This is a genomic window from Streptomyces sp. NPDC005878, from assembly GCF_040629815.1.
GTDB lineage: Bacteria > Actinomycetota > Actinomycetes > Streptomycetales > Streptomycetaceae > Streptomyces.
The window spans coordinates 12,726-33,215 of the sequence record NZ_JBEXWK010000050.1 but is presented as its reverse complement, the minus strand read 5'-3'; the positions used below and the strand labels follow the sequence as shown (position 1 = coordinate 33,215).

Below are 20,490 nucleotides of genomic sequence, written 5' to 3'. Positions count from 1 at the left end.
CGGCGGCCTCCCCGCTGATCATGTGGTCGACGGCGAGCTTGGAGGCGCCGTAGGGGCTGGTGGGGGCGGTGGGGTCGGCCTCGGTGACCAGCCCGTGCCCAGGGGCGCGGGGAACTGCGCGAGCAAGCCTCTACGGTCCGCAGACGAAGAGGGGCGCAGGAGCGCAGCCCCGCGACACTCAGGGGCGCGGGGAACTGCGCGAGCGGCCCTCCACGGTCCGCAGGTGGAGACGGTGAGCGGCTGGCTCGGCACGGTCTGCCGGTGGAGGCCGTGGAGTGGGGGCGCAGGGGCGCAGTCCCTCCGCGCCTGAGCTCAGTCCTTCGCCAGGGAGAACGGGGCCCGGGCCACCGGGAGGCCCGTCGCCTGGACCTCGAACAGGTACGTGCCGGGGGCGGGCGCGCCCGGCGCCGGCGTCGCGCACCGCGCCGCGCTGCGCGACCGGTCCCACGCCACCACCCGCGTCACCGTCGCCTTGCCCGGCACCTGGAACAGCTCGCTCGCCGCTCCGTTCACGCAGTCGTCCGACGCCCACACCTTGTCGTCGCCCGAGTCCGTCACCACCAGGACCGCCCCCTTGGGGCCGAGGTCCGCCTTGCAGGTGGAGTCGGCCGTGTTCTCGACGGAGATGACGACCTGCGGCTTCTCCCCGGGCGCGTAGGTGTTCTTCAGGCTGTGGACCGTCAGCTTCAGCTGGCCCGGCGCGCAGACCGGCAGCGAGGACCCGGCGGGCACCTGGCGCGCCGTACCGCCGCCACCACCGCCGCCGCCCGAGGAGCCGCCGCCCACGGCGCCCGCGCCGCCCCCCGAGCCCGAACTCCCGCCGTCCACGCCCCCGTTGCCGCCGCCCCCGTCGGCCGACGAACCCGCCGTACCGCCGGAGGAGGAAGCACCGGAGGAGGAAGCACCGGAGGAGCCCGAGGACGAGGCGCCCGGGGTCTCGTCGCGGCCGCCCGGCGCCGTACTGATCGCCGGGCCCGAGCTGCCGGGCCCCGGCGTGATCGAGGGGGCCGGGTGGGCGCCCTTGTCGTTGCCGCCGCCCTTGCCGCCGCCCCCGCCACCAGAACTGACGGCCCATAGGATCACCACCGCGAGCAGCGCGAGCAGGGACAGCGCGACTGCCCTCCGTCGCCAGTAGATGGAGGAGGGAAGCGGCCCGACCGGATTGCGCAGAGATCCCACGAGCGAAACTCTACGAGAGTTCCGCCCCAACTCCCGCCCCACCCGCCGCTCGGCGCCCGCAACTTTTCCGGATCATCATCCCGGAAGGCGATGTTCCATACTGTCCGTCACCATGGATAGCGATCTCTACCGCGACATCACCGACTTCGCCCACGACACGCCCTCGTGGATGCAGCACTTCGTCGAGCTCTGGACGGAGGTGGGACTGGTCCTGTTCGGCGTGCTCTTCGTCGCCTGCTGGTGGCGGGCGCGCCGGGCGGACCCGACGGCGATGGCGCTGGCGCTGCTCGCCCCGCTGGCGACCGCCGTCGCGTACATCTCCAGTGAGGTGATCAAGACGCTGGTGGTCGAGGAGCGCCCCTGCCGCGCGGTCAAGGGCGCCGCCACCTCCCTCATCACCTGTCCGGTCAACGGTGACTGGTCCTTCCCGTCCAACCACGCCACCATCGCGGGCGGCGCGGCCGTCGCCCTCGCGCTGGCCTGGCCGCGCATCTGGGCGCTGACGGTGCCGATGGCGCTGGCGATGGCCTTCTCGCGGGTGTACGTCGGCGTGCACTACCCGCACGACGTGGCGGTCGGCCTGCTGCTCGGCACGGCCGTCGCGGTCGTCTTCGCCAAGGCCGGTACGCGCCCGGTGCGCTCCCTCGTCGAGTCGATGCGGGCGAGCGGCAACGGCGCCGCCCTGTGGCTGTCCGGACCGGGCGCGCCGCTGCACGCCCGCCGCTGAGCGGCCCGCCGTACCCGCCGCACCCCCGTTCCGTGCCAGGATCGGGGGTGCCATGACGACGATGCCGACGACCGACCCCGACACGGTCTCCCCCGACGCTCTCCACACCCCCGTTCTCGGGTGGTTCGACCAGCACGCGCGCGACCTGCCCTGGCGCCGCCCCGAGGCCGGTGCCTGGGGGGTGATGGTCAGCGAGTTCATGCTCCAGCAGACGCCCGTGAGCCGGGTCCTGCCGGTGTACGAGCAGTGGCTGGCCCGCTGGCCGCGCCCCGCCGACCTGGCCGCCGACGCCCCGGGCGAGGCCGTCCGCGCCTGGGGCCGCCTGGGCTACCCGCGCCGCGCGCTGCGCCTGCACGGGGCCGCGGTGGCGATAACGGAACGGCACGGCGGTGACGTGCCGCGCGACCACGGGCAGCTGCTGGCGCTGCCCGGCATCGGCGAGTACACGGCCGCCGCGGTCGCCTCCTTCGCGTACGGGCAGCGCCACCCGGTCCTGGACACCAACGTCCGCCGGGTCTTCGCGCGGGCCGTCACGGGCGTGCAGTACCCGCCGACCGCCACCACCGCCGCGGAGCGGCGCCTGGCCCGCGCGCTGCTGCCCGACGACGAGGCGCGCGCGGCCCGCTGGGCGGCCGCCTCGATGGAGCTGGGCGCGCTGGTGTGCACGGCCCGCAACGAGGACTGCGGGCGCTGCCCGATCGCCGCGAGCTGCGCCTGGCGCCTGGCCGGCAAGCCCGCGCACGACGGCCCGCCGCGCCGCGGCCAGACGTACGCCGGGACAGACCGCCAGGTGCGCGGCAAGCTGCTGGCCGTGCTGCGCGAGGCGATGGATCCGGTACCGCAGGCGGCGCTGGACGCAGTGTGGCACGAACCGGTGCAGCGGGCCCGCGCGCTGGACGGGCTGGTCGCGGACGGGCTCGTGGAGCCGCTCGCGGACGGCGTGTACCGGCTGCCGCTGACCTGACGTGACTGACCTGACCTGACCTGACCTGAACTGTCCGGGCCCGCGTCACGGGCTTCTGTAACGGTCTTCCGTCACGGGCTTCGCGACAAACGCCGGCCCCGTTCCCGACGGAGTGTCACGACAGCGGAACTCCAGGTCAGCCAGGGCCTGTTGACCGGCGAGGACCCGGCGCGGGATCGCTCTCCGTCACCGCGGGAACACGCGCTTACCCCGCGAAAACACCGGCCAAACCTTCGTTGTTACACAACCGATGGCTCACCGTGCGCCCCCCGACGGCTGCTCCGCACAGGCCCGTGACAACGGCTCCGTAGGTTCAGTCGGGTAAGCGGGACCAGCAGGGAAAGTCACGGGGACGGAGGCGGTTGGGTATGGCGCACGGCGAGGTGCTCGAGTTCGAAGAGTACGTACGCACCCGGCAGGAGGCCCTGCTGCGCAGCGCCCGGCGGCTCGTTCCGGACCCGGTCGACGCACAGGACCTGCTCCAGACCGCCCTGGCCCGCACCTACGGCCGCTGGGACGGCATCGCCGACAAGGCGCTCGCCGACGCGTACCTGCGCCGCGTGATGATCAACACGCGGACCGAGTGGTGGCGCGCCCGCAAGCTGGAAGAGGTGCCCACCGAGCAGCTGCCGGACGCGCGCATCGAGGACGGCTCCGAGCAGCGCGCCGACCGCGCCCTCCTCATGGACGTACTCAAAGTCCTGGCGCCCAAGCAGCGCAGTGTCGTGGTGCTGCGACACTGGGAGCAGATGAGCACGGAGGAGACCGCCGCGGCCCTCGGAATGTCGGCGGGTACCGTCAAGAGCACGCTGCACCGGGCGCTGGCCCGGCTCCGGCAGGAGCTGGAGAGCCGCGAGCTTGACTTCCACGCTCTGGGCAACGCTGATGGACGTGTCGGCCGGGTGGGCCGGCAGGCCGACCGCCGGGTCGGTCGCAACGGACGCGACGAAAAGGGGCGGGAGCGGTGCGCGGCCTAGGCACAGGCAGAGGGGGCGTACTGGCGGCGGGAACCACGGCGATGGCCGGGCTCGCCGCCTTCGGCCTGCTCACGGCGGGCTGCTCCACGGGGGGCACGGGCACGCGCGACGAGGGCGAGGCGCGCACCGACAAGGTCAGCCACGCCACCCCGACGCCGAAGGCCACGCCCGAGGCGCCCTTCAAGAAGATCAACGCCGTACGGCTGCTCAAGGCGGACCCCAAGGTCAGCGAGCGCGTGAAGGCCGATCTGAAACCCTGCGTGAAGGACGAGTACCCGATCGACGTCTCCTACGGGCACGTCACGGGCGCCGTCGGGCAGGACGTCGTCGTCAACGTGATGACCTGCGGGGACGCGGTGGGTCTTGGCTCCTATGTGTACCGCGAGGAGGGGTCCTCGTACGACAATGTCTTCACCTCGGAGGAGGCGCCCGTCTACGCGGAGATCGACCGGGGTGATCTGGTGGTGACCCGGCAGATGTACGCCAAGGGCGACAAGCCGGCCTTCGCCTCCAGTGAGATCGTGACGACGTACCGCTGGGCGGGCACGAAGTTCGCCAAGCACGACCAGGTGGAGAACGACTTCAGCAAGGCCGTCGGCAACGACGAGGGGACCGAGGCGCCGGTGCCGGCCTCGCCCTGAGTCGGGCGGTCCGGTGTGGTTGGGTTGATCCGTTGGGGTTGACCGATCCGTATCCGTCCGTATCAGTCCGTATCCGTCGGGGGTCGACGGTTCGTATCCGTCGGGTTTGACCGTCCGCGCCCCGAGGCACCCGCACCGGCGCAAGCGCAAGTCGAGGAACTGAGAGCAGCACGATGGCCGAGACCCATGTCCTGTTCGTCGAGGACGACGACGTCATCCGTGAAGCCACCCAGCTCGCGCTGGAGCGCGACGGCTTCACCGTGACCGCCATGCCCGACGGGCTCTCCGGCCTGGAGGCCTTCCGCGCCGACCAGCCCGACATCGCGCTGCTGGACGTGATGCTGCCGGGGCTGGACGGGGTGAGCCTGTGCCGCCGCATCCGCGACGAGTCGACCGTTCCGGTGATCATGCTGTCCGCGCGCGCGGACTCCATCGACGTGGTGCTCGGCCTGGAGGCCGGCGCCGACGACTACGTGACCAAGCCGTTCGACGGGGCCGTGCTCGTCGCCCGCATCCGTGCCGTGCTGCGGCGCTTCGGGCACGCGGGCGGCTCCGGCGCGGGCGCGGCCGAGCCGGACGGGGCCGTCGACGGCGGGGTCCTCGCCTTCGGCGACCTGGAGGTCGACACCGAGGGCATGGAGGTCCGCAAGGGCGGTGAGACCGTCGCCCTGACCCCGACCGAGATGCGGCTGCTCCTGGAGTTCTCCTCGGCGCCCGGTACCGTGCTCTCCCGCGACAAGCTCCTTGAGCGGGTGTGGGACTACGGGTGGGGCGGGGACACCCGGGTCGTGGACGTCCACGTGCAGCGGCTGCGCACGAAGATCGGTCAGGACCGGATCGAGACCGTGCGTGGCTTCGGCTACAAACTGAAGGCGTGAGGGGCAGAAGGCGTGAGGGGCGAGTGAGGCGGCCCGCTCTGCGGACCGGTGTCCGCTGGAAGATCAGTATCGCCATCACCGCCGTCGGGGCGCTGACCGTGATGGCGCTCAGCCTCGTCGTGCACAACGCGGCGCGGGTCTCGATGCTCGACAACGCGCGCGACCTCCAGCTCGACCGGGTGCTGTTCGCGCAGCGCATCTACGAGACGAGCAAGCAGACCCGGTTCGGCGCCAAGCTCAACGACCCGGCGCTGCCCGCCGACCTCAAGGCCAAGACGGACCGGGGGCGCAAGGCCACGTCCGTGCAGGAGCCGAAGAGCGGGGTGCCGGACATCTGGGCGGCCGTGCCGGTCGGCAACGGCGACGTCCTGTCGCTGCACAGCACGTTCACCGACCGCAGCTCCAACGTCATCTCCGACCTCGACCGGGCGCTGGTGATCGGGTCGGTGGCGGTGGTGTTCGGGGGGTGCGCGCTCGGCATCCTGATCGGCGGGCAGATCTCGCGGCGGCTGCGGAAGGCCGCGGCGGCGGCGACGAAGGTGGCCGAGGGGCATACGGACGTACGCGTACGGGACGCCATCGGCGGGGTCGTCCGGGACGAGACCGACGAGCTGGCGCGGGCGGTGGACGCGCTCACCGACGCCCTCCAGGAGCGGCTGGAGGCGGAGCGGCGGGTCACCGCGGACATCGCGCACGAGCTGCGTACGCCGGTGACGGGGCTGCTGACGGCCGCCGAGCTGCTGCCGCCCGGGCGGCCGACCGAGCTCGTACGCAACCGGGCCCAGGCGATGCGGACGCTCGTGGAGGACGTGCTGGAGGTGGCGCGGCTGGACAGCGCGTCGGAGCGGGCGGAGCTCCAGGAGATCGCGCTGGGCGAGTTCGTGAGCCGGCGGGTCGCGCTGCTGGATCCCGATGTGACGGTCCGGGTGGTGCACGAGTCGTGGGTGAACACCGATCCCCGGCGGCTGGAGCGGATCCTGGGGAACCTGCTGGGGAACGCGGCGAAGCACGGGCGGGGGCCGGTGGAGGTCACGGTGGAGGGCCGGGTGGTACGGGTCCGCGACCACGGGCCCGGGTTCCCGGAAGCCCTGCTGCGGGAGGGCCCGAGCCGCTTCCGTACGGGCAGCAGCGACCGGGCGGGGCACGGGCACGGCCTGGGCCTGACGATCGCGGCGGGCCAGGCGCGGGTGCTGGGGGCTCGGCTGACGTTTCGGAACGCGGCACCGGAGGGGGCGAGGGGTGGGGCCGGTCCGGGCCCGGCAGGGGGTGCGATCGCGGTCCTGTGGCTCCCGGAACACGCCCCCACGGGGACGGGGAGCTTTCCGGTGTTGCCGCCGCAGGGGTAGGGGGCGGCCGGCTTGGCGGGGTGAGGTGAACTCCGGCCGCGGCCGGCCCGGAGAGCTGGTACCCGACCCGGCCCGGTGGGCTGATACCTGGCTGGGTGGGGGTGGAGTCCGGCCCGGTCTGGTCCGGCCAGGTGGGCTGGTACCCGGCCGGTGGGTGGGGTGCCTGCGGCGCAGGTGGCGCTTCGGTGGGGGTGGCGCACGTCCGGTGGTGGGGTGGGTGGGGTCGTGGAGGGGTATCTCCTCTCTCGTCGCGCGCGCGGCCTCCACGCGGCCGACACCCACTCATGCGCTCCTCCTTGCGGGGACACCCCTCCACGCCCCCACCCACGACCGTGGCAGCGACCCTGAGCCGAGTGAAGCGGACGGCCCAAGCCGCAGGTGCCTTAAGGGGCGCGGGGAACTGCGCGACCAGCCCTCCACGGCGGCAGACGAACACCGCACCCCCGGGAGGGACATGGGCCCAGGGCGCAGCCCGGGAGCGGGGTGCAGGGGCCGCAGGCCCCGCGAGGGGGCCGGGGGCGTAGCCCCGGAAGCGTTCGTTCGGCCGTCTCCCGCCCCCGGAGGGTTTAGGGAAGGGGCGGGGTGGGGGAACCCGCCCCGGGCAGCACGACGGCCCCCGGAGAACGTGCTCCGGGGGCCGAAGGGGACGTGCGGGTCAGACCGGCTCGTGCACCGGTGCCGCGGCGGGAGCGGAAGCCCCCGCCCCGGGCCCCGCCCCCCGCAACGGCACCTCCTTCACGAACAGCGAAGCCACCACCGCCCCGAGCGCCACGACCGCGCCGAGGACGAACGCCCCGTGCGTCCCGGAGGACACCGCGTGCTGGTACGCCTCCCGCAGCGACGCCGGCAGCTTCGCCAGGCTCGCCGCGTCGAGCTGGGCGGACCGCTGGGTGACCCCGGCCCCGCCGCGCGCCGACATCTCGTCCTGGACCCGGCTGTTGAAGAGCGCGCCCATGATGGCCACGCCGAAGGAGGACCCGAGCGTACGGGCCAGCGTGCTCGTCGAGGAGCCGACGCCGATGTCCTTCATCTCGACGCTGTTCTGCGCCACCAGCATGGTGATCTGGAGCAGGCAGCCCATGCCCGCGCCGAGCACCGCCATGTAGAGGCCGGAGGTGAGGCGGGTGGTGCCGGTGTCCATGGTGGACAGGAGGTAGAGGCCCGTCACCATCAGGATGCTGCCGACGATCGGGAACGCCTTGTAGCGGCCCGTCGACGTGGTGACGCGGCCCGCGAAGAGCGAGACGACCGTCATCGACATCAGCATCGGGAGCAGCAGCAGACCCGAGTTGGTCGCGGACGCGCCCTGCACCGACTGCTGGTAGAGCGGGAGGAAGAGGACCGCGCCGAACATCACGAAGCCGGTGATGAAGGCGATCGTCGCCATCAGCGAGAAGTTGCGGCTGCGGAAGATGTGCAGCGGCACGATCGGCTCGGCCGCCTTCGTCTCGACGAAGAAGAAGCCGACCAGGGACGCCACGCCGAGCGCGATCAGCTCCATGATCCGGGCCGAGCCCCAGGCGTACTCCGTCCCGCCCCAGGTGGTGACCAGCACGATCGCGGTGATGCCGACGGTCAGCAGCACCGTACCGAGGTAGTCGATCTTCGGCTTGGACTTCTTCTTGGGGAGGTGGAGGACGGCGGTGACCATCGCGAGGGCGACCGCGCCGAGCGGCAGGTTGATGTAGAAGGACCAGCGCCAGCCGAGGTGGTCGGTGATGGAGCCGCCGACCAGCGGGCCGCCGATCATGGCGATGCCCATGACCCCGGCCATCATGCCCTGGTACTTGCCCCGCTCCCGCGGCGGTATCAGCTCACCGATGATCGCCATGACCCCGACGATCAGACCGCCGGCGCCGAGGCCCTGGATCGCCCGGAAGCCGATCAGCTGGCCCATCCCCTGGGCCATGCCGCTGAGCGCGGAGCCGACGAGGAAGACGACTATGGAGCTGAGGAAGGCGCCCTTGCGCCCGTACATGTCGCCGAGCTTGCCCCAGATGGGCGTCGAGGCCGCGGTGGCGAGGGTGTAGGCGGTGACCACCCAGGACAGATGCGCCATTCCGCCCAGGTCACCGACGATGGTGGGCATCGCGGTGCCGACGATCATGTTGTCCAGCATCGCGAGGAGCATCGCGATCATCAGGGCCAGCAGGACCACGCGGACGCTGCGCTGCTTGGGTCCCGTCCCTGGAGCCGCGGCCCCGGCGGCCTCCGGCTGAATCTGTTGTGCCATGTCTCCCACTCCCTGCCCCACACTTACTTGCCGCCCGGCTAGTTACTACACTGGGGAAAGTAGACCCCCTACTAGCCGGGCGTCAAGTAAGTTTTCAGGAGAGCTCGATGGCCAGAGGCAACACCCGCCAGCGCATCCAGGATGTGGCCCTGGAGCTCTTCGGCGAGCAGGGGTACGAGAAGACCTCGCTGCGTGAGATCGCGGAGCGGCTGGACGTCACCAAGGCGGCTCTGTACTACCACTTCAAAACCAAGGAAGACATCCTGGGGAGTCTCTTTCAGGATCTCACCAGGCCGATGGACGAGCTGCTGGAATGGGGGCGGACGCAGCCGCAGACCTTGGAATCGAAGATCGAGATTCTCCGGCGCTACAGCGACGCCCTGACCGGCGCCGCCCCGCTCTTCCGCTTCATGCAGGAGAACCAGGCCACCGTCCGCGAGCTGTCCATCGGGGAGAACTTCAAGGACCGGGTCCTTGCGATGGTCGAGCTGCTCAAGGACCCGGGCGCCCCGCTCCCCGACCAGATCCGCTGCTTCACCGCGCTCTTCTCCATGCACGTGGGCATGCACGCCCTCAAGGACCTCGAAGGCGACCCCGAGGAGAAGCGCAAGGCCGTCCTCGAAGTCGCCATCGATCTGGTGACGCAGGCCCACGGCGGGGGCGGGTCCGTCAGACCTTGACGCCCGCCGTGCGCAGGAAGGCGACCGGGTTCACGGCCGAGCCGTAGTTCGGCGTCGTACGGATCTCGAAGTGCAGGTGCGGGCCGCTGGTGTTGCCGGTGTTGCCGGAGAGCGCGATCCGCTGGTCGGTGGAGATCGTCTGCCCGATACGGACGTTGATCCGCGACAGGTGCGCGTACTGCGAGTACGTGTGGTCGGCGTGCCGGACCACGACGGCGTTGCCGTACGCCGGGCCGTCGCCGCCGCCGTTGGGGCCCGCCTTGACCACGGTGCCCGCGTGCACGGCCTTGACCGGGGTGCCCACCGGCACGGCGAAGTCCTGGCCGGAGTGCTTGTGCGCCCACATCGAGCCGCCGGTGCCGAAGGTGGCGCTGAGCTTGTACGCGTCCACCGGGTCCACCCACGCGGCGGCCTTCTTCGCCGCCGCCCGCTCGGCCCGCGTGGCCGCCTTGGCCAGCGCGTCGGCCTGCGCGGCGACGGACGCGGCGGCGCCGGTCCTCGCCGGGGCCCCCGCCCTGTCGGCGGCGACGGCCGTCCCGGCGCCCAGCAGGGCCGTCACTCCCAGGCCCGCGCCCACGGCGGCGGCGCACAGGCGCAGGGCGGTCGGGCGGGGGGTGCGGGAAGCGGGGCGCTGGGACATGCGGGGACATCCTCCGGAGAGACGACTGGGGGCAGGAACAGGCCCGGCACACGAGCGGCGCGCCGGGCTGCATCCCTTGGTAACCCGAACCCCCGTTCCAGCTCAAAACGCCCATCTACTAACGAATGCCGTATGGATCAGCGCGGGAATGCGGCCGGGGCATGGAGCATCGCCTGCTATCGGCCGTAGTAGCGGCCCGGGGGCCTGTGCGGCTTGTCACCGGGGAGCGCCTGTCGGCGGGACGTAAGTCCTACCCTTTCGGGACCAAGGTCCCGTGTACGCGGCTACGCTGGCGCGTCGTGGAACCCGGACTGCTCACCGCCAAGGTCGCCTCCGCCGCCGTCGCCCCGCTGATCCGCCGTCTGTTCGCCGCCGAGCCGGCCGGTGCCGCGCTCGCCGACCGCCCGGTCCGGATCTCCGCGTACGTCTCCTTCCGGGGCGAGCGGCGCACGCTCGGCCAGGCGGAACTGCGCACCCTCGCCGCCAAGCTGGTCAGGGCCGCCCTGCGGACCGGCGAACGGCCCGTCCCGCCCGACGAGGAGCGGGCCGTGGCCGACGCGCTCGCCCGGACCCTGTACGCGCTCGGCGAGCTCACCCTCAGCGACGCCGAGGCCGTCGCCCTGGGCCACCGGGAGCTCGCGCGGGAGCTGCGCCGCGCGGGCGACCACCCCGAGCGCCACCTCTCCGCCGACGCCACCCACTTCTACGAGCGTCTGCTCGACACCAGCTGCCTGCACATCCTGAACTTCTTCACCCAGCGCTCCACCTTCGTCCCCGCCACCCTCGTCGAGCAGACCCGGCGGCAGAGCGAGCTCATCGCGCGCGTGGACGAGCTGATCGCCCGCACCCCGCGCGCGGACGCGCACGACGCCGGCTTCGAGGAGCGCTACCTCGCCCATCTGGCCAGGAAGCACGGCAGGCTGACCATCTACGGCATCGACCTCGCCAACTCGCCCCGCACCTGGCCGCTGGACACCGCGTACCTGCGGTTGGAGGCCGTCGGCCGCGCCGCCGGGCCGTGGCGTACGTACGAGGGGCACCCGCCCGTGCCGGGCGGCGGGGAGGACTTCGCCCCCCGGCCCGCCGACCGCGTCCTCGCCGACCACGAGCGCGTCCTGCTGCGCGGCGAGGCGGGCTCCGGCAAGACCACCCTCGTCCAGTGGCTCGCCCTGTCCGCCGCCCGCGACGACCTCGACCACGCCACCGCGTACCTCTACGACCGCGTCCCCTACGTCCTGCCGCTGCGCACCCTCACCCGCCACGGCGCACGGCTCCCCGCGCCCAGGGACTTCCTGGCCGCCGTCGGCTCGCCGCTGGCCGGTGAGCAGCCGCCCGGCTGGGAGGCCAGGGTCCTGGGGGACGGGCGCGGTCTGCTCCTGGTCGACGGGATCGACGAGATCCCGGACGCCGAGCGGGCCGCCACGCGCGCGTGGCTGAGCGAGCTGATCGAGACCTATCCCGGCAACCGCTGGCTGGTCACCTCGCGCCCCTCGGCGGTCGGCGAGGACTGGCTCGGCGAGGAGGGCTTCACCGAGCTCACGCTCTGCCCGATGAGCCCGGCGGACGTGGCCGCGTTCGTGCGGCGCTGGCACGCGGCGGCCCGGGCCGGGGCCGACGACGAGGGCGAGCTCGCCGCGTACGAGAGCCAGCTCCTCCAGGCCGTGCGCACCAAGCCGGACCTGGCTCGTCTGGCCACCAACCCGCTGATGTGCGGCCTGATCTGCGCCCTCCACCGCGACCGGCGCGGCTTCCTGCCGTACGGCCGCAAGGACCTCTACGACGCGGCGCTCTCCATGCTGCTCATCCGCCGCGACCGCGAGCGCGACATGCGGATGCCCGAGCGCCGCCAGGAGCCGCAGGTCCAACTGCTCCAGCAGCTCGCGTACTGGCTGATCCGCAACGGCCGCACCGAGATGGACCGCGCCCGCGCCGAGACGGTCATCGCCGATCTGCTTCCCTCCGTACCGGAGCTGGCCGAACTCGGCGACGCGCGGGCCGTCTTCGAGCACTTCCTGCACCGCTCCGGCCTGCTGCGCGAACCGGCCCCCGGCACCGTCGACTTCATCCACCGCACCTTCCAGGACTACCTGGGCGCCCGGGCCGCCGTGGAGGCCGGCGACCTGGGGCTGCTCGTCGCCCACTCCGCCGACGACCAGTGGCAGGACGTCATCCGCATGGCCGTCGCCCACGCGCGCCCGCGCGAGCGCGTGGAGCTGTTCGAGGAGCTGCTGGCGTACGGCGACACCCACCCCCACCCGGCCGCGCGCACCCGGGTGCATCTGCTCGCGGCGACCTGCCTGGAGCACGCGGCCGAGCTCGCCGCCGGGGTGCGGGCCGAGGTCGAGGCGCGTACGGCCGCGCTCATCCCGCCACGCGACCTGGTGGCCGCCCGGGCGCTCGCCTCGGCCGGACCGATGATCCTCGACCTGCTGCCCGGCCCCGAGGGGCTGGACAAGTACACGGCCGAGCTGGTGGTCGTCGCCGCCTCGCACGTGGAGTCGGAGCGCGCGATCGGGTTCCTGGCCCGCTTCGGCCGCCACCCCGCGCGACGGGTGAGGGCCCAGCTCGTCTGGTCCTGGGGGCGGTTCGACACACGGCAGTACGCCGACGAGGTCATCGCCGGGACCGACCCCGAGGACCTGCTCTTCACGGTCACCTCCGACGAGCAGTTGGACGCCCTGCGCACCCTAGGCACCCGGCCGCAGCTGGAGACGCGCGGCGACGTCTCCGCCGGGGCCCTGCGCGCGTACGCGGCCGAGGCCTCGCTCACACGGGTGCGGCTGAACCACAACCCGTCCCTCGCGGACCTGTCGTTCCTGGCGGGTCCGCACCCGCTCACTGATCTGAGCGTGGCCGAGTGCCCTCGCCTGACCGACCTTTCGGACCTGCGCGGCCGGCCGCTCACGGAGCTGTCGCTGAGCGGGACGGGCAACGCCGACCTGAGCCCGCTCGCCTCGCTGCGCCACCTCCGCTCGCTGGGCCTGGCGGGCGACCGCGTGAGCTGGTCACCGGCCGTGCTGCCGACGGCGGCTCCGTTGGAGTCCCTGGAGGTCAGCGCGGTGGCCGCGGAAAGCCTGCGGGGCCTGGCCGACGCCGCACCCCGGCTGAGCGAGCTCTACCTCGGGCCGTGGAGCAGCCCGGAGGACGCCGAGGAGTGGGCGGAGGTGGCCCGCGTCCCGCGCTTGCGCAGCCTCCAGGTGACGGGCACGTCGCTGTCGGCCGCGCCCGCGGGGCTCGCCGTGCCGTCCGTGTTCCAGCTCTATCTGAGCGACCCCGTGCCGCCCACCGCGCTCACCGGGCTCGCGCGGCTCTTTCCGCGCCTGCACGTCCTGAACCTGTGGGCGTACCAGCAGGAGTACGACGTGAGCCTGCTCGACGCCCCGCCGACCCTGCTCCAGGTCCGGGTCCGCTCCGGCCAGCGGGTGAGGGGAGCGGACCGGCTGCCCAGGGGCGTGGACGTGGCCGCCGGCGAGGTGGTGGTGGTGCGGTGAGGACCGCACCCGTCAAGGCGGCCGCACCCGCGAAAAAGGGGCTGCCCCGGCCCGTACGGACGACATCGCGTCCGTACAGCCGGGGCAGCCCCTCGGGACGAGCCCCTGGAGGCTACGCCTCCTTGCTCAGGTTCGGACCGGCGCCGCCGGCCGCCTGCTCGATCGGCGGGACGTCGGGCAGTGCCGACTTCTCCTCGCCGCGGAAGGTGAAGCTCTTCGCCTCGCCCTCGCCCTCGGTGTCGACGACCACGATGTGACCGGGGCGCAGCTCTCCGAAGAGGATCTTCTCGGAGAGGATGTCCTCGATCTCGCGCTGGATCGTCCGGCGCAGCGGCCGGGCGCCCATGATCGGGTCGTAGCCCTTCTTCGCCAGGAGGGACTTGGCGTCCGCGCTGAGCTCGATGCCCATGTCGCGGTCCTTCAGACGCTCGTCCACCTTGGCGACCATGAGGTCGACGATCTGGATGATGTCTTCCTCGGTGAGCTGGTGGAAGACCACCGTGTCGTCGACACGGTTGAGGAACTCGGGGCGGAAGTGCTGCTTCAGCTCCTCGTTGACCTTGGCCTTCATCCGCTCGTAGCCGGTCTTCACATCGCCCTGGGCGGCGAAGCCCAGGTTGAAGCCCTTGGAGATGTCCCGGGTGCCGAGGTTCGTGGTCATGATGATGACCGTGTTCTTGAAGTCGACGACCCGGCCCTGGGAGTCGGTCAGACGACCGTCTTCCAGGATCTGGAGCAGGGAATTGAAGATGTCCGGGTGGGCCTTTTCGACCTCGTCGAAGAGGACGACGGAGAACGGCTTGCGGCGGACCTTCTCGGTCAGCTGGCCGCCCTCTTCGTAACCCACGTATCCGGGCGGGGAGCCGAAGAGACGCGAGACCGTGTGCTTCTCGCTGAACTCCGACATGTCGAGGGAGATCAGCGCGTCCTCGTCGCCGAAGAGGAATTCGGCGAGCGTCTTGGAGAGCTCGGTCTTACCGACACCGGACGGACCGGCGAAGATGAACGAGCCACCGGGGCGCTTGGGGTCCTTCAGACCCGCACGGGTGCGCCGGATCGCCTGGGAGAGCGCCTTGATGGCGTCCTTCTGGCCGATGACGCGCTTGTGCAGCTCGTCCTCCATGCGCAGCAGACGGGAGGACTCCTCCTCCGTCAGCTTGAAGACGGGAATGCCGGTCGCGGTCGCGAGGACCTCGGCGATGAGCTCGCCGTCGACCTCGGCGACGACGTCCATGTCGCCGGCCTTCCACTCCTTCTCGCGCTTGGCCTTCGCGGCGAGCAGCTGCTTCTCCTTGTCGCGGAGAGAGGCCGCCTTCTCGAAGTCCTGGGAGTCGATGGCCGACTCCTTGTCGCGGCGCACGCCCGCGATCTTCTCGTCGAACTCGCGGAGGTCCGGCGGCGCGGTCATCCGGCGGATGCGCATCCGGGAACCGGCCTCGTCGATCAGGTCGATCGCCTTGTCCGGCAGGAAGCGGTCCGAGATGTACCGGTCGGCCAGGGTGGCGGCCTGGACCAGCGCCTCGTCCGTGATGGACACGCGGTGGTGCGCCTCGTACCGGTCGCGCAGACCCTTGAGGATCTCGATGGTGTGCGGCAGCGACGGCTCGGCGACCTGGATGGGCTGGAAGCGGCGCTCGAGGGCGGCGTCCTTCTCCAGGTGCTTGCGGTACTCGTCGAGCGTGGTGGCACCGATGGTCTGGAGCTCACCGCGGGCCAGCATCGGCTTCAGGATCGACGCGGCGTCGATGGCACCCTCGGCGGCGCCCGCACCCACGAGGGTGTGGAGCTCGTCGATGAACAGGATGATGTCGCCGCGGGTGCGGATCTCCTTGAGGACCTTCTTCAGGCGCTCCTCGAAGTCACCGCGGTAGCGCGAGCCGGCGACCAGCGCGCCCAGGTCCAGGGTGTAGAGGTGCTTGTCCTTGAGGGTCTCGGGCACCTCGCCCTTGACGATGGCCTGCGCCAGGCCCTCGACGACGGCGGTCTTGCCGACGCCGGGCTCGCCGATGAGCACCGGGTTGTTCTTGGTACGGCGGGACAGCACCTGCATGACCCGCTCGATCTCCTTCTCGCGCCCGATGACCGGGTCGAGCTTGGACTCACGAGCGGCCTGGGTGAGGTTCCGGCCGAACTGGTCGAGGACGAGGGAGGTCGAAGGCGTGCCCTCGGCCGGGCCGCCCGCGGTGGCGGCTTCCTTGCCCTGGTAGCCGGAGAGCAGCTGGATGACCTGCTGCCGCACCCGGTTGAGATCGGCGCCCAGCTTCACGAGGACCTGGGCGGCGACGCCCTCGCCCTCGCGGATCAGGCCGAGCAGGATGTGCTCGGTGCCGATGTAGTTGTGGCCGAGCTGGAGGGCCTCGCGGAGCGACAGCTCCAGGACCTTCTTGGCACGCGGGGTGAAGGGGATGTGCCCGGACGGGGCCTGCTGGCCCTGACCGATGATCTCCTCCACCTGCTGACGGACCGCCTCAAGAGAAATCCCGAGGCTCTCCAGGGCCTTAGCGGCGACACCCTCACCCTCGTGGATCAGGCCCAGGAGAATGTGCTCGGTGCCGATGTAGTTGTGGTTGAGCATCCGGGCTTCTTCCTGAGCCAGGACGACAACCCGCCGCGCGCGGTCGGTGAACCTCTCGAACATCGTTAATCGCTCCTCAGAGCGGTCGGGCAGTTAGGGGTCGGTCCCCTCCCTGTCCTTCCGCATGCTAGTCCCGTGGGACGGGACAGCTCATTCCAACTGCCGACATCCGACCCGATCACCCCCGCCCAGGCGGGGAAAGTTGCTGCCGAACAGCCGACAACTGCTCCAACTCGATGGTGCGAGACGATGTTCCCGCAGGCCAAGCAGATACCCATGTCTCCACTACGCCGATGGCGAACGCGAGACGGCCCTGCGGGCTCCACGCCCCTCCCCACTAGGAATGTCTTACCCGTAGGGACTGACAGTCCATGCGGCGCGCCCCGGTTCCCTCAGCTACGGGCGAACACAGTTGCGCCGCCGAATGCCTCCGCGCGCCCCCGTGACGCCTACGGAACGCATTCATCCGGAAACCGTGCGTAACTCTGGGCCGTTTCGGGAGTTCTCCGGTCATGGCCCTCACCGTGCCCTCCCCCGAGCTCTCGGCCCCGACCGGGCAGGTGCCCCCGCCGCGCGCCCCCCTGGGGCTCCCGGCCGCACAGTGGTACGAGCGTGAGCTCGGCTGGGCCGTCGTGGCGGGACCGCCGGTGCGGCTCCTGACGGGGCTGCGCTTCGACGTGCTGGACGTCCCCGCGGCCGCGGGTGCCGCCCTGCTGGCGCGGTTCGCACGGACCGGCCCGGTCGCCCTGGCGGGGCGGCGGATGCGGTTCCTGGTGGCCGCGGGCAGCGCCGAGGAACTGCCGGGGCTGCTCGACTGGCTGGAGTGGGGCGGAGTCGGCCTCGACCTGTCGGCCGTCGGCGCCGGCGGCCGGATCACCGCTCCCCCACCGCCCGGCCGGAGCGTGCCGGCCGCCCGGGACGGCTCGCGGGAGACCGCCGTGTGGCTGCGGCCTCCCGAGCCGGGGTGCGAGGTCGAAGCGACCCTTCCGGCGTTCGCCGGACTCGCCGGACCGAGGGGCGGCGGGGGCGGTGCGGACACCCCCGACCTCGTCCGGCTGGTGGACGCGGCGGCGACGGCATGCCACCGGGCCCGCCTGTTCCCCGCGCACGCCGTGACCGGCTCCGCACCCGCCCCGTACCGGGCCGAGGCGAAGTGGCCGGGTGACGCGGGAACATCGGGTGACGCGGGAACTCAGCCGTTCGCCTTCTCGTAGGCCTCGCGAATGTCGGCCGGGACGCGTCCGCGGTCGTTCACGTTGTAGCCCTGCTCCTTGGCCCACTTGCGGATCTGGGCGGTGTCCTGACCCGCGGGAGCGGCACCGCGGGCCTTGCCCCGGCCGCCGGCGGCACGGCCACCGGTGCGCCGTCCGCTCTTGGTGTACGGGTCGAGCAGACCCCGGAGCTTGTCCGCGTTGGCGGTGGTGAGGTCGATCTCGTAGGTCTTGCCGTCGAGAGCGAACGTCACGGTCTCGTCCGCCTCGCCGCCGTCGAGGTCATCGACAAGAAGGACCTGAACCTTCTGTGCCACCGGATTTCCTTTCATCGAAAATGCAGTACGCGGAAAGGAAACCGCTTTTGCCTGGAAAACACAAACCCCCGGCAGAGGTTCAGGGGGCTTGCACAGCGGGAAACGTGCGCGATTCGGACATAGGGTTCTCCCGGCTTCCACCGGGTTCCCGCGATCACAGGTGCAGAAGCATCCGGCTGTTGCCCAAGGTGTTCGGCTTCACTCGTTCGAGACCGAGGAACTCGGCGACACCCTCGTCATACGAGCGCAACAGCTCGCTGTAGACATCTGTGTCGACCGGAGTCTCCCCGATCTCGGTGAAGCCGTGCTTCGCGAAGAACTCCACTTCGAAGGTGAGGCAGAAAACCCGGCGGACCCCGAGCCAGCGGGCGGTCTGGAGCAGCTTGTCGAGTACCAGATGCCCGACTCCGCCGCCCTTGAACTCGCGGTCGACCGCGAGAGTGCGCACTTCGGCCAGGTCTTCCCACATCACGTGCAGCGCGCCGCAGCCGACCACCCGGGCATCCGAGTCGCGTTCCGCGACCCAGAACTCCTGGATGTCCTCGTAAAGCGTCACGGTCGCTTTGTCGAGCAGGATGCCCGCGCCCACGTACGCGTCGAGAAGGCGGCGGACCGCCGCGACATCGCTGGTCCTGGCCCGGCGGACGGTCACGGCATTTGCGGGGGCATAAGACATGACCGGACGCTATCGCCCCGCGCCGCCCGCGGCCCCATCGGGTTCCGCGGCTTGCGGGCCCTCTCGCGGACCCTGTTCCGGGCGGTCTTCGCGGCCGCCTTCCCGGCGGTCTTGGCGGCGGCCTTCCGGCGGGCCTTCGCGGCCGTCTTCCGGTGCCTCTTCGCGTCCGCCTTCCGGGTGCTCTTCCCGGGGCGCGGGCGGTTCGGCGGGATCGGCGGGATCCGGGTACTCCTCGGGCGGTCCGACCATCCGAACAGCATCACGCAGCGACTCGCGCTGCTCGGGCGACATCATGCCGAAGAAGGCGACCAGTGCGGCGGCGGGGTTGTCGCTCTGCGACCACGCTTCGTTCATCAGTGCGGCCGCGTAGGCGGCCCGGGTGGAGACCGCGGTATATCGATAGGCACGGCCGTCGACTTCGCGGCGCACCCAGCCCTTCTGATGGAGATTGTCCATTACGGTCATCACGGTCGTGTACGCGATGGACCGTTCCTGCTGAAGGTCTTCCAGGACTTCCCGGACGGTCACCGGACGGTTCCACTGCCAGACGCGCGTCATGACGGCGTCTTCCAGCTCTCCCAATTGGCGAGGCACATCTGCACCATAGTGGGAGATGTCACGAATGGCTGGTTATTTACGGTGGTGAACAGCAAAAAGGGCGCGCGCCCCCGATAGGGGGTCGCGCGCCCTTGACGCGTGAAGCGCGCCGTAGGTCGCCGGGGGTGGCCGCCTGGGGCGCCGTCAGACCTGGCCGGTGGTCGGGCGCTGGCGGGCGGCCTCGGCGCGGGCGATCGCGGCGTCCACGGCCGCGTCCTCCTTGCCCTTGTTGGGGCCGCCCTGGCTCTTGACGATCGTCACGATGAGCCCGATGAAGAAGACGGCCATCACCACGGGGGGAACGAGCGCGGAAACGTAGTCCATGGCGTCCAGGGTAGCTACCCGGCGGCGCGGGCGGCGGGCGGGGGCAGCGGCTTGCGGCGTGGCGGGAACACCTCACCGGGCGTGGGGATGGGCCGGTCCGGGCGCGGAGCCTTGGGCTGCGGCCGTGCGGGCTCCGACGCGGGGGCGGGCCGCGACTTCGGGTCCGGCTCGGCGGCGCGGCCGCCCGGCAGGGCGAGGAGCCGGGTGCGGGGTCCGGGGGTGACGGCGGCGAGCCGCGCCCGTACGGAGTGCTCGGCGAGCCGCCGGCACCGTTCGAGCAACGCCGCCGCCACCGGCAGGGAGCGCAGCGCGCGCAGGGCGGCGAGGTCGTCCGGCGTGGGGTCGTAGCCGGCCGCCAGGGCGTCCTGGAGCAGCTCCAGATAGCCGGGGGCGGAGCCGGGCAGGGCGGTGCGGTAGCGGGCGAGATCGGCCAGCAGAAAGGCGCGCAGCCGGTTCGCCTCGCATACGGCCTCGTCCACGGAGCCGGCCAGCCGCAGGCAGTCCAGGACGTCCGCGTCCGCTAGGGGGGCAGGGTGGAGGGCGACGGCGAGGGCGCGTCGGAGCACACGCAGCTCGTCTGCGCTGAACGCCATTCCGCCGCGGGATCCGTAAGGCGTGGGCATGAACCGACAATACTTCGGAAAGGGACAAAATCCGTTTAACGGGGGTTTGTGGGCGAGTTGCCTTTTCCCCACCCCACCCCTTCCCGAAAGCCCTCGGGCGGGCGGCCGGGGGGGGTTCCCTGCGGGTGGGGTGGGGTGGGGGCGGGCTGCGCAGTTCCCCGCGCCCCTCGAAGGCGGGGATTTCGTCCGCGGGCCGGTGGGTGGCTGGTCGCGCAGTTCCCCGCGCCCCTTCAAGGCCCGGACTTCGGCTACCGGCCGGTGGACGGTTGCTCGCGCAGTTCCCCGCGCCCCTTCAGGGCCCGGATTTCGACTGCGGGCCGGTGGACGGTTGCTCGCGCAGTTCCCCGCGCCCCTTCAAGGCCCGGATTTCGGCTGCCGGCCGGTGGACGGTTGCTCGCGCCGTTCCCCGCG

General features: G+C 71.8%; 18 protein-coding genes. 9 read left to right on the top strand and 9 right to left on the bottom strand.

What is annotated here, in order from left to right:
- Positions 1–312: 312 nt before the first annotated feature.
- Positions 313–1,179 (bottom strand): hypothetical protein, encoded by an 867-nt coding sequence (locus tag ABZ404_RS38585; protein WP_358832521.1) that lies wholly within the window; start codon positions 1,177–1,179, stop codon positions 313–315.
- A 112-nt stretch (positions 1,180–1,291) separates the two neighbouring features.
- Here ABZ404_RS38585 and ABZ404_RS38580 point away from each other — a divergent pair, with 112 nt between their 5' ends.
- From ABZ404_RS38580 to cseC, 6 genes are all read left to right on the top strand, one after another.
- Positions 1,292–1,906 (top strand): phosphatase PAP2 family protein, encoded by a 615-nt coding sequence (locus tag ABZ404_RS38580; protein WP_358832520.1) that lies wholly within the window; start codon positions 1,292–1,294, stop codon positions 1,904–1,906.
- A gap of 61 nt (positions 1,907–1,967) precedes the next feature.
- Complete coding sequence (locus ABZ404_RS38575; RefSeq protein ID WP_358832524.1) at positions 1,968–2,870, top strand: A/G-specific adenine glycosylase; 903 nt, start codon at positions 1,968–1,970, stop codon at positions 2,868–2,870.
- Between the two features lie 368 nt (positions 2,871–3,238).
- Positions 3,239–3,847 carry a SigE family RNA polymerase sigma factor gene (locus ABZ404_RS38570; protein WP_358832519.1) on the top strand — a complete coding sequence of 203 codons (609 nt, stop codon included), beginning with the start codon at positions 3,239–3,241 and terminating at the stop codon, positions 3,845–3,847.
- A 41-nt stretch (positions 3,848–3,888) separates the two neighbouring features.
- Positions 3,889–4,488, top strand: coding sequence for a hypothetical protein (locus ABZ404_RS38565; RefSeq protein WP_358832518.1), 600 nt, complete (start codon positions 3,889–3,891; stop codon positions 4,486–4,488).
- Between the two features lie 173 nt (positions 4,489–4,661).
- Positions 4,662–5,366, top strand: a complete 705-nt coding sequence (cseB, locus tag ABZ404_RS38560; protein ID WP_358832517.1) for a two-component system response regulator CseB — start codon at positions 4,662–4,664, stop codon at positions 5,364–5,366.
- Between the two features lie 23 nt (positions 5,367–5,389).
- Positions 5,390–6,712, top strand: coding sequence for a two-component system sensor histidine kinase CseC (cseC, locus tag ABZ404_RS38555; RefSeq protein ID WP_358832516.1), 1,323 nt, complete (start codon positions 5,390–5,392; stop codon positions 6,710–6,712).
- 655 nt (positions 6,713–7,367) lie between these two features.
- Here the strand turns inward: cseC and ABZ404_RS38550 are convergent.
- Positions 7,368–8,945, bottom strand: a complete 1,578-nt coding sequence (locus ABZ404_RS38550; protein ID WP_358832515.1) for an MDR family MFS transporter — start codon at positions 8,943–8,945, stop codon at positions 7,368–7,370.
- 107 nt (positions 8,946–9,052) lie between these two features.
- Here ABZ404_RS38550 and ABZ404_RS38545 point away from each other — a divergent pair, with 107 nt between their 5' ends.
- Positions 9,053–9,625: a helix-turn-helix domain-containing protein gene (locus tag ABZ404_RS38545; RefSeq protein WP_358832514.1), complete on the top strand. Its 573-nt coding sequence runs from the start codon at positions 9,053–9,055 to the stop codon at positions 9,623–9,625.
- Here ABZ404_RS38545 and ABZ404_RS38540 read toward each other — a convergent pair.
- Complete coding sequence (locus tag ABZ404_RS38540) at positions 9,615–10,265, bottom strand: M23 family metallopeptidase (protein ID WP_358832513.1); 651 nt, start codon at positions 10,263–10,265, stop codon at positions 9,615–9,617. The two genes, ABZ404_RS38545 and ABZ404_RS38540, sit on opposite strands and share 11 nt — an antisense overlap.
- Before the next feature lie 299 nt (positions 10,266–10,564).
- Here ABZ404_RS38540 and ABZ404_RS38535 point away from each other — a divergent pair, with 299 nt between their 5' ends.
- Positions 10,565–13,756 (top strand): NACHT domain-containing protein, encoded by a 3,192-nt coding sequence (locus ABZ404_RS38535; protein WP_358832512.1) that lies wholly within the window; start codon positions 10,565–10,567, stop codon positions 13,754–13,756.
- Positions 13,757–13,868: 112 nt separating this feature from the next.
- Here the strand turns inward: ABZ404_RS38535 and ABZ404_RS38530 are convergent, their stop codons facing one another.
- A complete protein-coding gene (locus ABZ404_RS38530) occupies positions 13,869–16,394 on the bottom strand; it encodes an ATP-dependent Clp protease ATP-binding subunit (RefSeq protein ID WP_358832511.1) in 2,526 nt (841 codons plus the stop codon).
- Between the two features lie 449 nt (positions 16,395–16,843).
- Between ABZ404_RS38530 and ABZ404_RS38525 the strand changes: the two genes are divergently transcribed.
- A complete protein-coding gene (locus tag ABZ404_RS38525) occupies positions 16,844–17,545 on the top strand; it encodes an SCO3374 family protein (RefSeq protein ID WP_358832510.1) in 702 nt (233 codons plus the stop codon).
- On the opposite strand, the gene ABZ404_RS38520 is transcribed toward ABZ404_RS38525, so the two are convergent.
- The 5 genes from ABZ404_RS38520 to ABZ404_RS38500 form a co-directional block, all read right to left on the bottom strand.
- Positions 17,524–17,859 carry an Lsr2 family protein gene (locus ABZ404_RS38520; protein ID WP_358832509.1) on the bottom strand — a complete coding sequence of 112 codons (336 nt, stop codon included), beginning with the start codon at positions 17,857–17,859 and terminating at the stop codon, positions 17,524–17,526. The two genes, ABZ404_RS38525 and ABZ404_RS38520, sit on opposite strands and share 22 nt — an antisense overlap.
- A gap of 154 nt (positions 17,860–18,013) precedes the next feature.
- The gene (locus ABZ404_RS38515) at positions 18,014–18,535 is read right to left on the bottom strand and encodes an amino-acid N-acetyltransferase (RefSeq protein WP_358832508.1); all 522 of its coding nucleotides are present in this window, start codon (positions 18,533–18,535) and stop codon (positions 18,014–18,016) included.
- Between the two features lie 9 nt (positions 18,536–18,544).
- Positions 18,545–19,129, bottom strand: a complete 585-nt coding sequence (locus tag ABZ404_RS38510; protein ID WP_358832507.1) for a BlaI/MecI/CopY family transcriptional regulator — start codon at positions 19,127–19,129, stop codon at positions 18,545–18,547.
- Positions 19,130–19,276: 147 nt separating this feature from the next.
- A complete protein-coding gene (locus ABZ404_RS38505) occupies positions 19,277–19,456 on the bottom strand; it encodes a hypothetical protein (RefSeq protein WP_358832506.1) in 180 nt (59 codons plus the stop codon).
- 14 nt (positions 19,457–19,470) lie between these two features.
- Positions 19,471–20,049, bottom strand: coding sequence for a hypothetical protein (locus ABZ404_RS38500; protein ID WP_358832505.1), 579 nt, complete (start codon positions 20,047–20,049; stop codon positions 19,471–19,473).
- Between the last annotated feature and the right edge of the window lie 441 nt (positions 20,050–20,490).

What these genes read in the sequence shown, in the direction of transcription:
- ABZ404_RS38580 (WP_358832520.1), top strand. Translation starts at nt 1,292, where the DNA reads ATGGATAGCGATCTCTACCGCGACATCACCGACTTCGCCCACGACACG.
- ABZ404_RS38575 (WP_358832524.1), top strand. Translation starts at nt 1,968, where the DNA reads ATGCCGACGACCGACCCCGACACGGTCTCCCCCGACGCTCTCCACACC.
- ABZ404_RS38570 (WP_358832519.1), top strand. Translation starts at nt 3,239, where the DNA reads ATGGCGCACGGCGAGGTGCTCGAGTTCGAAGAGTACGTACGCACCCGG.
- ABZ404_RS38565 (WP_358832518.1), top strand. Translation starts at nt 3,889, where the DNA reads ATGGCCGGGCTCGCCGCCTTCGGCCTGCTCACGGCGGGCTGCTCCACG.
- cseB (WP_358832517.1), top strand. Translation starts at nt 4,662, where the DNA reads ATGGCCGAGACCCATGTCCTGTTCGTCGAGGACGACGACGTCATCCGT.
- ABZ404_RS38550 (WP_358832515.1), bottom strand. Translation starts at nt 8,945, where the DNA reads ATGGCACAACAGATTCAGCCGGAGGCCGCCGGGGCCGCGGCTCCAGGG.
- ABZ404_RS38545 (WP_358832514.1), top strand. Translation starts at nt 9,053, where the DNA reads ATGGCCAGAGGCAACACCCGCCAGCGCATCCAGGATGTGGCCCTGGAG.
- ABZ404_RS38540 (WP_358832513.1), bottom strand. Translation starts at nt 10,265, where the DNA reads ATGTCCCAGCGCCCCGCTTCCCGCACCCCCCGCCCGACCGCCCTGCGC.
- ABZ404_RS38530 (WP_358832511.1), bottom strand. Translation starts at nt 16,394, where the DNA reads ATGTTCGAGAGGTTCACCGACCGCGCGCGGCGGGTTGTCGTCCTGGCT.
- ABZ404_RS38525 (WP_358832510.1), top strand. Translation starts at nt 16,844, where the DNA reads ATGGCCCTCACCGTGCCCTCCCCCGAGCTCTCGGCCCCGACCGGGCAG.
- ABZ404_RS38515 (WP_358832508.1), bottom strand. Translation starts at nt 18,535, where the DNA reads ATGTCTTATGCCCCCGCAAATGCCGTGACCGTCCGCCGGGCCAGGACC.
- ABZ404_RS38505 (WP_358832506.1), bottom strand. Translation starts at nt 19,456, where the DNA reads ATGGACTACGTTTCCGCGCTCGTTCCCCCCGTGGTGATGGCCGTCTTC.
- ABZ404_RS38500 (WP_358832505.1), bottom strand. Translation starts at nt 20,049, where the DNA reads ATGGCGTTCAGCGCAGACGAGCTGCGTGTGCTCCGACGCGCCCTCGCC.